The sequence below is a fragment of the Anaeromyxobacter oryzae genome (assembly GCF_023169945.1).
GTDB lineage: Bacteria > Myxococcota > Myxococcia > Myxococcales > Anaeromyxobacteraceae > Anaeromyxobacter > Anaeromyxobacter oryzae.
This window is the reverse complement of sequence record NZ_AP025591.1, coordinates 78,472-92,904: the sequence shown is the minus strand read 5'-3', so window position 1 is coordinate 92,904 and position 14,433 is coordinate 78,472. Positions and strand designations below refer to the sequence as shown.

Sequence of the window (14,433 nt, the reverse complement as noted above, 5' to 3'; positions counted from 1 at the left end):
TGGTCCGCGGCAGCGTCGGAGCGCGGCGCCGATTCGCGGTGACGCCGGCCGCGAGGCTCAGCCCGGCGCGTCCTCGCGGGGCTGGAGCGGCAGCTCGACCGTGAACGTGGAGCCGCGGCCCAGGTCGCTCTCCGCAGCGATGCTCCCCTGGTGCGCCTGCACGATCTGGCGCGCGATGAAGAGGCCCAGGCCCAGCCCGCCGTAGTGGCGTGTGTTGGTGGCCCGCTCGAAGCGCTCGAACACGTGCGGCAGCCGGTCCGGCGAGATGCCGATCCCGTGATCGCGGACCGTGATCCGGACGCCGCCGTCGGTGCGCGCGAGCGTCAGGTCGATGGGCTTGCTCGCCCCGTACGAGAGCGCGTTGGACAGGAGATTGGTGAGCAGCTGGTCGATGCGCGAGCGGTCCCACCGCCCGGCGATGGCCTCCGCCGCGTGCAGCGTGACGGGGGACCCCGCCCGCTCGATCGCCACCTGCATGCGCTCGACGACCTGCCGCGTCTCGGCGACCAGGTCGCAGTCCTCCAGGGCGAGCTTGAGCCGGCCGCCCTGGATGCGCACGACGTCCAGCAGCTGCGCGACGAGGGCCGCGAGGCGCTCGGTCTCTCGCGCGGCGATGGTGAGCATGCGGGGCGCGATGCGCCCGGCGTGAGCGCCGCGCTCGAGGCTCTGCACCACCAGCTGCAACGACTGGATCGGCGTCCGCAGCTCGTGGGAGGCGATGGACAGGAACTCGTCCCGGATGCGAATGGCCCGCTGCGCCTCCCGGTACAGCTGCGCGTTGTCGATGGCGATCGCGGCGCGATCGGCCAGCTCCCGGGCGAGCTCGAGGTCGGTGCGCCCGTAGCGGCCCCGCGTGCCCGAGGTGAGCGTCAGCGCGCCGAGGGGTTTCCCCCGCGCCAGCAGCGGCACGATCACCGCGCTCCGGCTCCCCATCTCCGAGACGAGCCTCACATGCTCGTCGTCGTCGCAGAACGAGCGGAGGACCTCGTCGGTCAGGTCGGACACCAGGAGCGGCTCGCCGCTGCGCAGCACCCGGGCGGCGGGGTGAGGCGCGTCGAGCCGCGGTGGATAACGCTTCCGGAGCTGCTCGAGCACCGGCTCCTTGGCCGGATCGGCGTGCGCGCCGGCGATGCGCCGGATCTGCCGGCCGTCGAGGAGATCGATGAGGCACCAGTCGGCGAGCGATCGCACGCACAGCTGACCGAGCCGGACGAGCGTCTCCTCCACGTCGAGCGACCCTGCGAGGAGCGCCCCCGCCTCGGCCAGGAACGCGGACCGATGCTCCGCCTCCTCGGCCGCGGCCTTCGCCTGCTCCGCGGTCCTCCTCGCGTCCTCCGCCGCCGTCCTCGCCGCGCGCTCCTCGGCGAGGAGCCGCGCGTTCTGCATGGAGATCGCGGCCCGGGAGGCGAGGAGCCTCAGCGCGATCAGCCGGTCGGGCGTGAAGGCGCCCGTGACGAGGCCGTTCTCCTGGTACAGGAGACCGACGAGCTCGGCCTGGCGCAGGATCGGGAGGCAGAGCACCGACCGCGGCCTGCGCAGGGTGAGGTACGGATCGGAGGCGAACCTCCCGGGGTCGGTGGCGGCGTCGTTCAGGATCACCGGCTCCCGCGTCCGCCGCGCGTACTCGACGATCGAGGCGGGCACGAGCGACGCCGCGGCGGGCTGGCGCGGCGCGCCCGCCGCTCCCACCGGCACCGACGGGAGGAGCCGCGTCGTCACGCCGTCCTCCGTGGCGACGGCCTCGGCCTCGAGGGTGAGGTCCTCGCCGCGCGCCAGGACGAGGCACACGCGCTGCGCGCCCCCCTGCTCGAGCGCGACCTTCAGCAGCGTGCCGAGCAGCCTGTCGAACAGGATCTCTCCCGCGATGGTCTCCGACGCCTTCATGACGGAGAGGAGGTCCAGGTGCTCGGATCGGACCGCGATCGTCGCGGACGGGGCGAACGGCGCGAACTCGAGGACGTCGGGATGGAGCCGCTCGAGCTGCCGCACCTTGCCGTCGGCCCCCCAGCGCTGGTAGCAGGCGCGCGCGTCGCGGAGATACGAGTCGGCGAACGCCACGAACCCTCTCGCTCGGTAGAACCTCGACGCGAGCTCGTAGGCGATCGCCTCGTTCTGGACGAACCCGCTGTCGCGTGCGCACTGGATCGCCCGCTCGTAGAGGCGCATCGCCCCCAGGTCGTCGCCCGTGACGCGGGCCACCTCTGCGGAGACGAGCGCGCTCTTGCTGGCGAAGTTCGCGGCGCAGTTGTCGGCCCACTCCCGGAACTGCGCGTCGTGACCGCGGAGCGCCTCCAGGTACTCCCGCTGCTTCTCCGGCGGCGCGCCCCCGTGTGCGGCGGCGAGGGAGAGCGCGCGGAAGTAGTGGTACTCCGGGACCTGCATGTGCCCGGGCGTCGACCAGAGCAGGGCGCGCGCCCGCTCCGACGCGTCGAGCGCCTCCGCGTAGTCTCCCGACATGAAGCGCGCGGCGAGCTTCAGGATGAAGTACCAGCAGACGGTGAGCGGCCTGACCTCGCGCTCCAGGTGCTGCTCGAACGCCCGCTGATCGAAGGTCGCGTCGTCGAACGCCGAGAAGCTGGCCGTGAGCCCTCGCATGTCCTGGATGAAGCGTTGCATGCTGACGATCTCGTCGACGACCGGCGCGTACCCGGCCTTCCGCACGAAGTCGAGGCGCACCTCCGATTCGCGAAGGACCGTCTCGAGCGGCGAGCCCTGCGTCAGCATCACCGTGACCATGTGGTTGGCGCAGTAGCAGGCGTAGGTCAGGTCGCCGACCTCGACCGCAGCGCGGAACCCCTCCCGGAGGTACTCGAGATCGCCCTTGAGCGGCTTCGTCCAGAAGTTGATGAGATCGCCGAAGCAGATGTCGATGCGGGGCTTCAGGGCGACGAGCCGGTGCTTCTGCACGTAGTCGTAGGCGAGCTTGCCGAAGCGATAGCCCTCCTGGTACTTCCCGAACACCGGACCGAGGGTGATGCCGAGCCAGACGTAGCCGACCGCGGACGCGTCGGCGTTTCCGTGCCCGAGGCACAGGTTCACCATCTGGCAGCTCAGCCGGAGGAGCAGGTTCAGGTCCGTGAACATGGCGGCGACCGTCGGCGCCGCGAGCGCGCCGAGCGCGGCCTGCGTCTCGCGATCGGTCATCGCCGGCAGATCGATGAGGTCCTCGATCTGGCGCTCCCCGAGCTTCCGCCAGAGCTCGTCGTAATCCCGCTGCACCTCCTCCCGGGTGGGGTGGGGGGTCAGCTCGATCCCGAACAGCGAGATGCACTGGAGGGCCGCGTCGATGGCCTTCTCGTTGTCTCCCTGGGTCGTGTGCAGGTCGACCAGGAATTCGTAGGCGGCGGCCTTGTCGATCTCGTCGCGGGCGTGGGCGAGCAGCGTGGCGACGAGCTCCTGGGAACGGGCGCGGTCGCCGAGCAGGTACTCGAGCTGGGCGAGCTCGAGGTGCAGGCCGTACGCGAGCGGGTAGTCGAGCGTCCAGCCCTCGTCGCCGAGCAGGGCGATGCCGCTGCGGACGTAGCGCGCGGCGCCGTCGTACGCGGCGGAGGCCTTCGCTCGCCGCCCGGCGATGAGATCGAGCCGCGCGACCTGCTGCTTCTCGCGCCGATCGATGATCAGGGAGGAGCCGAGGTCGAGCTGGTTCACGATGTCGAACACGCTCTCCGGGAGCTGCTCGGCGGGCGTATGGGCGAGGAGCAGCTGGCCTATCCTGAGGTGGGTCGCGCTGCGCCGGTCGGCGGGGATGAGCGCGTACGCGGCCTGCTGCACGCGGTCGTGGGAGAACCGGTACCTGCCGCGCGACCGGTCGAGGAGCCCTTCGCGAACCAGCTCCCACAGGTCGCGATGGGTCTGCTCCTCCGAGCGGCCTCGGAGCAGCGCCAGGGTGTCCGCGCCGGTGACGTTCCCCACGCAGGCGGCGAGCATCACCGCCTCCTGCGCCTCGCCGGACAGCCGCTGGAGCTTCGCCACCATCAGCTCGACGACGTTGTCGGTGTACCCCTTGGCGCGGGCGGACGCGGCGTCGAAGCGCCACGCCAGCGTGTCCGCGTCGAACCGGATGAGCCGATCACCCCGGAGCGAGAGCAGGAACTGGATGGCGAAGAACGGGTTCCCCGCCGTCTTCTCCGCCACGAGATCCGTCAGGGGCGCCGTCTGCTCCGGGGAGCTCCGCAGCGCGTCGGCGACGAACTGGTCGAGGTGCTCGCGGGAGAGCGGGGGCAGCACCAGCTCGCGGACCGGGATCGCCGTCCGCAGCCTGGCCAGCAGCGCCACGAGCGGATGGGCGGCGTCGACCTCGTTGTCGCGATAGGCGCCGATCGCGAGGAGGTACCGGGTCTCCGCGTGCGTGAGGACGTCCGCGAGGAGCTCGAAGCTCGCGGCGTCGGCCCACTGGAGGTCGTCGAGGAACAGCGTGAGCGGGTGATCCTTGCACGCGAACACGCCGAGGAACTGCCGGAACACCAGGTGGAAGCGGTTCTTCGCCTCGGTGAGCGGGAGCTCGGGGACCGCGGGCTGCCTCCCGATGATCAGCTCGACGTCGGGGATGATGCCCGCGATGAGGCCGCCGTTCATGCCCAGGGCGCCGCCGAGCCGCTCCCTCCACTCGGCGATGCGATCGGCCCCCTCGGCCACCACGTCGAGCACCAGCCTCCGGAAGGACTGGGCCAGGGTCGAGTAGGGGATGTCGCGCTTGTACTGATCGAACTTGCCCTCTGCGAACAGCCCCCACCGGCGGACGATCGGCTTCTGGATCTCGTGGACCAGCGACGACTTGCCGATGCCCGAGTAGCCCGAGACCAGCAGCAGCTCGGGAGCTCCGGTGTCGACGACGCGCTCGAAGGCGCCCAGCAGCGCGGCGATCTCCCGATCGCGCCCGTACAGCCGCTGCGGGATCTGCAGGCGGTCCGGGACGTCGCGCTGTCCCGGCGGGAACGGAGCGACGTGCTGGGTGGCGCGCCACTCCGCCAGGCAGCGCTCGAGATCGGACTCGAGGCCGCGAGCGGTCTGGTACCGGTCGTCGGCCATCTTGGCCAGGAGCTTCGCCACGATCCGCTCGAGCTGCTCCGGCACTCCCGGAACGATCTGGGACACGGAGGGTGGCGCACGGGCGACGTGGCAGTGGACCCACTCCAGGGGATCGCGCGCCTCGAAGGGGAGGCGGCCCGTCAGCATCTGGAAGAAGGTGACGCCCAGGGAGTAGAGGTCGGTCCGGCTGTCGACGGCGCGGTTCATGCGGCCCGTCTGCTCCGGCGACATGTACGGCAGCGATCCCTCGATGAGCAGCGGTGGCCGAGGCGCCTGCTGCTCGCGCGGCAGCCGCGTGGCGAGGCCGAGATCGGCGAGCTTCACCTCCAGCGTGCGGGGGTGGACCAGGATGTTCTCGGGCTTGAGATCCCGGTGGATGACGCCCTGCTGGTGGAGCTCGGAGACGGCGCCGGCGATGCCCACGGAGAGTGCGAGGAACCGGTCCGTCGCCATCGGTCCCGCGATGCCTGAGTCGAGGGACTCGCCGCCGAAGTCCTCGAGGACCAGCACCGGCAACCCCTGGTAGGTCTCGAGCGCGAGGGGCTTCACGACCGCTCCGCCCTCGAGGGTGATCCCGATCTCGTGCTCGTGCCGGAGCCGCTCGACGTCCTTCGGTCGGCAACGCTCGGAGTCGAGCACCTTCAGCACCACGGGCACGTGATCGAGGTCGCGGATCGCGCGGTAGAGCGCCGTGCGGCCGTCGTTCGAGAGCGTCTCCCGGGTGGTGTACTGGGGAGGAGCGTGCATCATGCCCTCACCCCTCGGAGAGGCTTCGCGACGCCGACGGGTCGGCGGAACGGGCAGGCGGAGCGCAGTGACGCTCCACGACCGAGAGCAGCCGGTCGAGGTCGACGGGCTTGAGGAGCCACTCCACCCCGAGGCCGCTCGCCACCCCGGGGGCGTCGCTGTCTCCGGAGAGGATCACGACGGGGATGGCGGCGAGCTCGGGTTCGGCGCCTTGCAGATCGCGGAACGCTCGCCCGTCCATGCCGGGCATCCGCAGGTCCAGCAGGATCACGCCCGGGCGGAGGCCGCCCCGGAGCCGATCGAGCGCCTCCGCGCCGTCGGCCGCAGTCACCACCGGGTAGCCCTCGACCTCGATGACGGCCTGGACGACCTCGCGAATCGAAGCGTCGTCGTCCACCACCAGGACCGGACGGCGATCAGCCGACGCCGGACTCACTGCGGGACGGCTTGTGGTGAGCGCCACGCGCGTGGAGCCGCACCGGCACGGAGCCGGAGGGCTGCCCTGTGTTCCTTCGAGCTACAGTCGACTACAGCGCACACCCCCTGACCTGTCAACCCGAGCCCCGCGTGGACTCGGCCTGGCGCGACGGCGGGCGAGCGCTGCGCCGGCGCTCACCCGATGAGCGCGCCCGACCCCGAGAGCGCCACCACGCGCGCCGGCACACCGACCGCCACGCCCTTCTCCGGCACGTTCGTGACGACGAGCGAGTTCGCGCCCACCACGGCCCCGGCGCCGACCTTCACCGGGCCGCTGACGGTCGCCTTCGGGCCGATCCAGACGCGGTCGCCGAGGACGGGCGCGCCGCGCCGGACCGTCCCGCCGATGCCGAGCGTCACGCCCTGCGAGAGGTTGCAGTCCCGCCCGATCACCGCGCCGGGGGCCACCCAGATGCCGCCCGAGTGGCCGATGTAGAGGCCCGGGCCGATCCGGGCGTCGGGCGAGAGGCAGATCCCGAGCGCCACGCGCACCGCCTCGTGGGCGAGCGAGTGCGGGAGCTTCAGCGCGAGGCGCGCTGGCGCGGGCGCCTCGTCGCGGAGCCACCGCCCGAGGCGGTACACCGCGAGGGCGGCGACCGCCTCCGTGTGGACGGCGATCCGCAGCCGCTCCCAGAGCGTCTCCGCGCGCGCGTACCGGAAGTACCGCCCGAGGTCCGCGCGGAACGACTCCCACGCCCCCGGCTCCGGCGCGGTCCCCGGCGCCCGGGCCGCGACGGCGGCGGCCCTCACGCCCCCTCCGCCACCGCGTGGCGCGCCGCCTGCTCCCGCCGGATGGCCGCCGCGAGGGTCGCGATCGAGCGCAGGTCGCCGGGATCGCCGACGGACATCAGGTCCACGCGCCAGCTCGCGTCCACGAAGGACAGGATCTGGAGCAGGCCCAGCGAGTCCACCCGCCCGGTCTCGACCAGGTGCTCCTCCGTCGTGAGGCCGTCCGGCGCGGCCGCGACCTCCCGTGCGACGAACGCGAGGAGCGCCCCCTCGATCCCGTCATCCCCGCTCCGCCGTCCCATCCCGTCCGCCATGTCCGTCCCCCCTCGCTTCCCATTCGGCGCGCAGGCGCGCGCGATCCGCCTTGCCCGTCGAGGTCCGCGGCAGCTCCGGCCGGACGTCGAGCCCCTCCGGCACGAGGTAGGTCGGGAGCCGCCCGCCCATCCACGCGCGGAGCGCGCGCGGCTCCACCGCCTCGCCGGCGCGCGGTACGACCGACGCGACGATGCGGTTCCCGTGGCTCCCGTCCGGCAGCGGCACGGCGACGGCCTCGCGTACGGCGGGGTGGGCCGCCAGCGCCGCCTCGATCTCCCCGAGCTCCACCCGGTGGCCGCGGACCTTCACCATGTGATCGCGGCGCCCCCGGAACTCGTAGCCACCGCCGGGCAGCAGCCGCACGCGGTCGCCCGTGCAGCAGGCGGTGCCCGGGAGCCCTCTCGGGTCCGGCCGCAGCATCGCCGCGGTCCGCTCCGGCGCGTTCCAGTAGCCGAGCATCACGTGGCCACCCTTCACCCAGAGCGTACCCTCGACGCCCGGTCGCTCCACGATCTCCCCCTCGTCGTCCACGACGAAGGTGTCGAGGCCCTCGCAGCCGATCCCGATGGGGACGGGCTCGGTGCGCTCGTCGGGGATGTCCGGCCCGAGCACGTGGTAGGTGCAGACGTTCGTCTCCGTCGGGCCGAAGAGGTTCACGAGCGTCGCCGCCGGCAGCGCGCGCCGGAGCCGGCGCAGCCCCGCCACCGGGAAGACCTCGCCCGCGAAGAGGAGGAGGCGGAGCGCCCGCGGAGGCCGCGCCGCCAGCCCGTGCTCGAGCATCGACGCGAGGATGGACGGCACCGAGTACCAGACGGTGATGCCCCAGGCGTCGAGCATCCGGACGAGGTGCGGGGCGAGCATCGCCTCCGTCGCGGAGAGGAGCCGCACCGACGCGCCCGCGCCGAGCGACGCCCAGAGGTCCGAGATCGAGAGATCGAAGTGGAAGGGCGCGTGGCTCGAGAAGACGTCGCCGGGGACGATCGCGAACCTCCGCTGCACCCACCGGACGAACGCCGTCGCCGACGCGTGCGTGTGGGCGACCCCCTTGGGCGTGCCGGTGGAGCCCGAGGTGTAGAGGACGTACGCGAGGTCGTCGGGCCGGGGCGGCCGAAGGTCCGCCGGGTCGAGCGCGGCCGCTGCCTCGAGCCGGTCCAGCGGGACGCCTGACGCGACGGCACGCGCGCGGTCCGCGCCGGCGCCGTGCACGAGGACGAGCCGGGGAGCCTGCCCGTCGAGGAAGCCGGGGAGGAGGTCGAGCTTCGGCGCGTCCACGACGAGCGCGGCGAGCCCGCAGTCGAGCGCGGCGGCCCGGCAGCGCGGCCAGGGCGAGCGCGGGTCGAGGGGGACGTACGCCGCGCCGGCGCGGAGGACGCCCAGGAGCGCCGTCACGGCGGCGGGCGTCTTCTCCATCCAGACGCCGACGCGGTCACCGCGCCCGATGTGCGCGGCGGCGAGCCGGGCCGCGATCCCGGCGGCGCCGGCGTGCAGGTCGCGGTACGAGAGGACGCCAGCGCCGCTCGCGACCGCGATCTTGCCGGGCGCGGTGCGGGCCGCCCCCGCGTCCAGGCACTCGACGAGCGTGCTCGGGTCCATGAACGCTCCCCTAGAGCCCGAGCAGCCGGGCGATGATCTTCCGCTGCATCTCGGAGGTCCCCGAGTAGAGCGTCCCGGGGATCGCGTCGCGCAGCTCGCGCTCGATGCCGAGCTCGGTGGTGTAGCCGTAGCCACCGTGCACGCGGAGCGCCGACATCGCCTGCGCGACGTGCGCCTCGGAGACGAAGAGCTTCGCGATGGCCGCGTCGAGGACCGCGTCCTTCCCCGCGTCCTTGCGGGCCCCGACGCGGTACAGGAGCAGGCGGCCGGCCTCGAGCGCGACCTTCGCGTCGACGATGGCGTCGGCGACCGGCGCGAACTTCCCGATGGGCTGCCCGAACTGGCGCCGGACCTTCGCGTACGAGACGGTCTCCTCGAGGAGCCGCTCCATCGCGCCGAGGTGCGCGGCGAAGATGCACGCGCGCTCCCACTCCATCGCGGCGCTGAAGATCCCCATCCCGGCGCCCTCCGCGCCGAGCCGCTGTCCGGCGGGGACGCGGCAGCCCTCCAGCACCACCTCGCCCATGGGCGACGTCCGGAGCCCCATCTTCGGGATCGGGTCCGAGAGGCCGAGCCCGGGGGTGCCTCGCTCGACGAGGAACGCCGTCACCCCGGCGGACCGCGCCGCCGGGTCGACCGTCGCGAACACGAGCACGAGGTCCGCGACCGGGCCGTTCGTCACGAACGTCTTCGTCCCGGTGAGGACGTAGGCGTCGCCGTCGCGGACGGCGCGCGTGGCGAGCGCCATCGCGTCCGATCCCGACCCGGGCTCGGTCATCGCGTGCGCCGCGACGAGGTCGCCCCGGCAGAGCGGCGGCAGCCACCGCCGCCGCTGCGCGTCCGTGCCGAACCGTAGCAGCGGCAGCTGGACCGCCCACAGCTGCGCGTTGAGGGAGAAGACGAGCCCGTTGTCGCGGCAGGCGCGCCCGAGCGCCTCCATTGCGAGGAGCGTCGTGGTGAGGCTCTGGCCGGAGCCGCCGTGCTCGGGCGGGATCGGCAGGCCCTGGAGGCCGAACTCGGCGCAACGGCGCCACAGCGCCCGGTCGAAGCTGCCGCGCCGGTCGCGCTCGGCGAGGCCGTCGTTCAGGGTTCGCCCGAACGTCCGGACCGCGTCGCAGAGCGCGCGCTGCTCGTCGCTTGGCTCGAAGTCCATCGCCGCCCCCCTCCCGCACGCGTCCCGCCGCCCGGTGGTAAGGAGTGGGGTCCGCGCGCACACCCGCGCAACCGCCCGCGGTGGAGCGTCCCGCCGGCGGCGCGCCTCACCACTCCGCGAGCCGGCAGTCCTCGCACGCGCGCATGTGGTGACCGTAGGGCCGGATGCAGGCGAGGCAGACCCGGCGCGCGCAGATCGCGCAGGCCGTCGAGTCCTCCCGCCGGACCGTCTGAGCACACGACGGGCAGTGGATCAGGAGCACCGGCTCCGTCCCGTTCCCGCCGGGAGGCTTTGGTCCGTCGGGCCTCACGAGCCCGATCTGTCGCCGGCGGCGCGCGGTGTCAGCGACCCGGGCGGGCCCGGCCGGCGCCTGCGCGGCCGCTGCTGCCGCCCTTCCGGAACGCTGGTATCTTCCGCGCGCCGCGCCGACCCCGTCTCCCCCGGAGGCTCCACCATGTCCGACCTCGCCGACCTCGAGCCGAAGCTCCTCTGGAACTACTTCCTCGGCCTCTCCCGGATCCCGCGCGGCTCGAAGAACGAGACCGCCGCGATGGCCTGGGTCGTCGACCAGGCCATCGCCGCCGGGTGCGAGGTGGAGCGGGACGCGGTGGGCAACGCGCTCCTCCGCAAGAAGGCCGCGCCGGGCCGGGAGGACCGGCCGGCGATCGCGCTCCAGGCCCACGTCGACATGGTCTGCGAGAAGAACGAGGGCACGCCCCACGACTTCGCGAAGGATCCCATCGCGGTGTACCGCGACGGCGACCGCGTCCGCGCCCGCGGCACGACCCTCGGCGCGGACAACGGCATCGGCGTCGCGGCCGCGCTCGCGGCGCTCGCGGCGAAGGACGTGCGCCACCCGGCGCTCGAGGTCCTCGTCACGATCGACGAGGAGACGGGCCTCACCGGCGCGAACGGGCTCCAGCCGGGGTGGCTCCGCGCACGGCGGCTCCTCAACCTCGACAGCGAGGAGGAGGGCGAGCTGACCATCGGCTGCGCGGGCGGGGTCGACTCGACGGCCACCCGCCGGGTGACGCGCGTCGCGCCCGGCGCGGGCCGGAAGGCGCTCCGCCTCAAGGTCTCGGGCCTCAAGGGCGGCCACTCCGGCATCGACATCGGCGCGGGCCGCGGGAACGCGGTGCGGCTCCTCGCGGAGGTGCTCGAGGCCGTCGTCCTGCGGCACGACCTGCAGCTCGCGAGCGTCCGCGGCGGCAACAAGCGGAACGCCATCGCGCGCGAGGCGTCCGCGATCGTCCTCGTGGACCCCGCTCGCGAGGCCGCGCTCGCCGCCGACGTGGCGCGGCTCGCCGGGGAATGGCGGGCGGCGCTCGGCGCGCTCGACCCGAACCTCGCCGTCGGCCTCGAGCCGGCGCAGCCGGAGGCGGTCCTCTCCGCCGCGGACGCCCGCGCTGTCGTGGGGCTCCTCCTCGCGGGCCCGCACGGCGTCGAGGCGATGAGCCCGGACATCGCCGGGCTCGTCCAGACGTCCACGAACATGGGGATCGTCGAGACGCACGCGGACCGCGTGGAGGTGAACTTCCTCACCCGCAGCGCCATCGACGCCTCGAAGCGCGCGCTCGCGGCCCGCATCGCGGCCGTCGCGGCGCTCGCGGGCTTCGAGGTGTCGGGCTCGAACGGCTACCCGGGGTGGAAGCCAGAGCCGCGGAGCGAGCTCGTGAAGCTCGTCGACGGCGTCCACGAGGAGCTGTTCGGCAAGCGCATGATCGTGAAGGCGATCCACGCCGGCCTCGAGTGCGGCCTCATCGGCGAGAAGTACCCCGGGATGGAGATGGCCTCCATCGGCCCGAGCATGTGGGACGTGCACACGCCGGACGAGCAGGTCTCGATCCCGTCCGTCCAGAGCTTCTGGAGGTTCCTGGTCGGGATCCTCGAGCGGGCGTAGGAGCGTCGACGCGGCGCTCGCCCCGTGGCCCGTCGCCGTGCCCGTGGGCGTGCCGGCTCACGGCACGGTCACGGGTCACGCTCCATCTCCCCCAGCGCCCCCGCGATCGCGCGCCGCGTCTCCTCCCGGAGCGCGTCGACGTCCTCGAGCCGCCGCCCCGTGGTGGGGATCGCCGGCAGGATCCGCACCCGGATCCTCGCCGGCTGGAGCAGCGGCTGGTCCGGGGCCATCGCCCGGCCCGCGCCGGAGATCGCCACCGGCACGATCGGCACGGCGGTCTCGATCGCGGTCTTGAAGGGCCCGGCCCGGAACGGCCGCAGCGTACCGTCGCGGCTGCGCGTCCCCTCGGCGAAGAGGCCGACGGGGATCCCCGCCTCCACGTACCGGCGCACGCGCGCCCTCGCCGCCGCGCCGCTCTCGCGATCCCCTCGCAGCACGGGCACGTGGCCGCAGAGGTGGAACGCCCAGCCTATCCACGGGAACCGGAACACCGACGCCTTCCCCATCCACTTCGCCTCGCGCGGTAGGCAGGCCACCGCGAGGGCGTCGATCATCGACTGGTGGTTCGGGACGACGACGAACGCGCCGGGCTGGGGCGGGTAGGCGCCCTCGATCTCCACCGACCACAGCGGCGCGGCGCGGAGCAGGATCTCGCCGAGGAGCCGGACCGCCCGGCTCGTCGCGAGGCGGTGCCGATCGAACGGCCACGTGACCACGAAGACGGCCAGGGCGACGGGGAACGCGAGGAACAGGATGCTCGCGGCGAGGAGGTAGGTGAGGGCCGTCGCGATGAGCCGCACGGCAGGAGCTTACCGGAGTCAGGGCGGCGGGGTAGGGTGCGCGTCCGCATGTCCGGCACCGCCCGCTTCCTCGTCTACGCCGACGGCTCGGCGCTCGTGAACCCCGGCGGCCCCGGCGGCACGGGGTTCGTCGTCCTCGACCGGGCCCGCCCCGCGCTGCGCTTCGGCGGCACGCGGTGGGTCGAGGACGGCGGGTACGCCGTCACGAACAACCGGATGGAGCTCCGGGCCGTGCTCGAGGCCCTCGATGGGCTGCCGGCGGGCGAGGCCGTCGAGGTGATCTCGGACTCGCGCTACGTCATCGACGCGCTCTCGAAGTGGATCCACGGATGGCGCCGCAAGGGCTGGAAGACGGCGACCGGCGAGCCGGTCCTGAACCGCGACCTCATCGAGGCGCTCGACGCGCGCGCCCGCGAGCTCACCGTCGCGTACCGCTGGGTCCGCGGCCACGACGGGCACGCGGTGAACGAGATCGTCGACGCGCTCGCTCAGTCGGCCGCCCGCGGCGTGCCGGGGCCCGACGAGTCGGCGGTCGTCGCGGCGCTCCGGGAGATCCGCGCGCTCGCGCCGCGCGAGGCGTAGCCGCGGACTGATTCTCGGCCTGGCCGCCCGGCCGCCCCCGCTGCTCCCGCGAGCGACCCGCAGCGGCCACCTTGTACCCGGGAGGCGCCATGACCCGCCGGGACTTCCTTCGCGCCACGCTGGCGCTGACCGTCCTTCCCGCCGTGGGCTGCGGCGGCGGGAGAGCAGGCGGCGGTGGAGGTGGAGGAGGGTCCCAGCCGACGCCGCAGCTCCCGCTCCGGAGGCTCGGCCGCACCGGCGCCGCGGTCTCGGCGATCGGCCTCGGCGGCTACCACCTCGCGGTCCCCGCGTCGAAGGACGAGAGCATCCGGATCGTCCGGACCGCGATCGACGGAGGCATCACCTTCCTCGACAACTGCTGGGACTACCACGACGGCGAGAGCGAGCGCCGGATGGGCGAGGCGCTCCGGGACGGCTACCGCGACCGCGTCTTCCTCATGACGAAGATCGACGGCCGGACGAGGGCGGCCGCGTCGCGGCAGATCGACGAGTCGCTCCAGCACCTCGGCGTCGACCATGTGGACCTCATGCAGCTCCACGAGGTGATCCGCCCGAGCGACCCGCAGCGCGCCTTCGACGAGGGCGCGTTCGAGGCGCTCGACGACGCCCGGCGCGCCGGAAAGATCCGCTTCATCGGGTTCACCGGCCACAAGTCGCCCGGGATCCACCTCGCCATGCTCGACGAGGCGGCGCGCCGGGGCTTCACGTTCGACACCGTGCAGATGCCGCTCAACGTCCTCGACGCGCACTACGACAGCTTCGAGCAGCGCGTCCTCCCGCGCCTCGTGCAGGAGGGCATCGGCGTCCTCTCGATGAAGCCGATGGCGGACGGGCGCATCGTCCAGCGGGGGCTCGCGACCGCGGAGGAGTCGCTGCGGTACGCGATGAGCCTCCCGGCCTCGTCCGTGATCACCGGCTGCGACTCGCTCGACCGCGTCGAGCAGGCGCTGCGGATCGCGCGAGGGTTCCAGCCGATGTCGGAGGCGGAGGTGAGCGCCGTCCTGGCGAAGACGGCGCCGGCCGGCGCGAGCGGCGCCGACGAGCGGTACAAGACGAGCGAGAGCTACGACGGGACGACGCAGAACCCGAGCTGGCTCGGGTGACGAGAC

At 73.5% G+C, this 14,433-nt stretch carries 11 protein-coding genes; 3 read left to right on the top strand and 8 right to left on the bottom strand.

The window, feature by feature from the left end:
• Positions 1–57: 57 nt before the first annotated feature.
• From AMOR_RS00365 to AMOR_RS00335, 7 genes are all read right to left on the bottom strand, one after another.
• Positions 58–5,778: a sensor histidine kinase gene (locus AMOR_RS00365; RefSeq protein WP_248357443.1), complete on the bottom strand. Its 5,721-nt coding sequence runs from the start codon at positions 5,776–5,778 to the stop codon at positions 58–60.
• Positions 5,779–5,782: 4 nt separating this feature from the next.
• Positions 5,783–6,172, bottom strand: coding sequence for a response regulator (locus tag AMOR_RS00360; RefSeq protein WP_248357442.1), 390 nt, complete (start codon positions 6,170–6,172; stop codon positions 5,783–5,785).
• 215 nt (positions 6,173–6,387) lie between these two features.
• Positions 6,388–7,002, bottom strand: a complete 615-nt coding sequence (locus AMOR_RS00355; RefSeq protein WP_248357441.1) for a serine O-acetyltransferase — start codon at positions 7,000–7,002, stop codon at positions 6,388–6,390.
• Complete coding sequence (locus AMOR_RS00350) at positions 6,999–7,295, bottom strand: hypothetical protein (protein WP_248357440.1); 297 nt, start codon at positions 7,293–7,295, stop codon at positions 6,999–7,001. The genes AMOR_RS00355 and AMOR_RS00350 overlap by 4 nt, the downstream gene beginning before the upstream one ends.
• Positions 7,261–8,889 (bottom strand): amino acid adenylation domain-containing protein, encoded by a 1,629-nt coding sequence (locus tag AMOR_RS00345; protein ID WP_248357439.1) that lies wholly within the window; start codon positions 8,887–8,889, stop codon positions 7,261–7,263. The genes AMOR_RS00350 and AMOR_RS00345 overlap by 35 nt, the downstream gene beginning before the upstream one ends.
• A 10-nt stretch (positions 8,890–8,899) precedes the next feature.
• The gene (locus tag AMOR_RS00340; RefSeq protein WP_248357437.1) at positions 8,900–10,042 is read right to left on the bottom strand and encodes an acyl-CoA dehydrogenase family protein; all 1,143 of its coding nucleotides are present in this window, start codon (positions 10,040–10,042) and stop codon (positions 8,900–8,902) included.
• Between the two features lie 106 nt (positions 10,043–10,148).
• Entirely contained in the window at positions 10,149–10,352 is a 204-nt protein-coding gene (locus AMOR_RS00335; protein ID WP_248357435.1) for a hypothetical protein, read from the bottom strand.
• 144 nt (positions 10,353–10,496) lie between these two features.
• Between AMOR_RS00335 and AMOR_RS00330 the strand changes: the two genes are divergently transcribed.
• On the top strand, positions 10,497–11,942 hold the full coding sequence (locus AMOR_RS00330) for an aminoacyl-histidine dipeptidase (RefSeq protein ID WP_248357434.1): 1,446 nt from the start codon (positions 10,497–10,499) through the stop codon (positions 11,940–11,942).
• A gap of 68 nt (positions 11,943–12,010) precedes the next feature.
• Here the strand turns inward: AMOR_RS00330 and AMOR_RS00325 are convergent, their stop codons facing one another.
• The gene (locus tag AMOR_RS00325; RefSeq protein ID WP_248357433.1) at positions 12,011–12,742 is read right to left on the bottom strand and encodes a lysophospholipid acyltransferase family protein; all 732 of its coding nucleotides are present in this window, start codon (positions 12,740–12,742) and stop codon (positions 12,011–12,013) included.
• A gap of 48 nt (positions 12,743–12,790) precedes the next feature.
• Here AMOR_RS00325 and AMOR_RS00320 point away from each other — a divergent pair, with 48 nt between their 5' ends.
• Complete coding sequence (locus AMOR_RS00320) at positions 12,791–13,324, top strand: ribonuclease H family protein (RefSeq protein ID WP_248357432.1); 534 nt, start codon at positions 12,791–12,793, stop codon at positions 13,322–13,324.
• Between the two features lie 89 nt (positions 13,325–13,413).
• A complete protein-coding gene (locus AMOR_RS00315) occupies positions 13,414–14,427 on the top strand; it encodes an aldo/keto reductase (RefSeq protein ID WP_248357431.1) in 1,014 nt (337 codons plus the stop codon).
• The last annotated feature ends 6 nt before the right edge of the window (positions 14,428–14,433 follow it).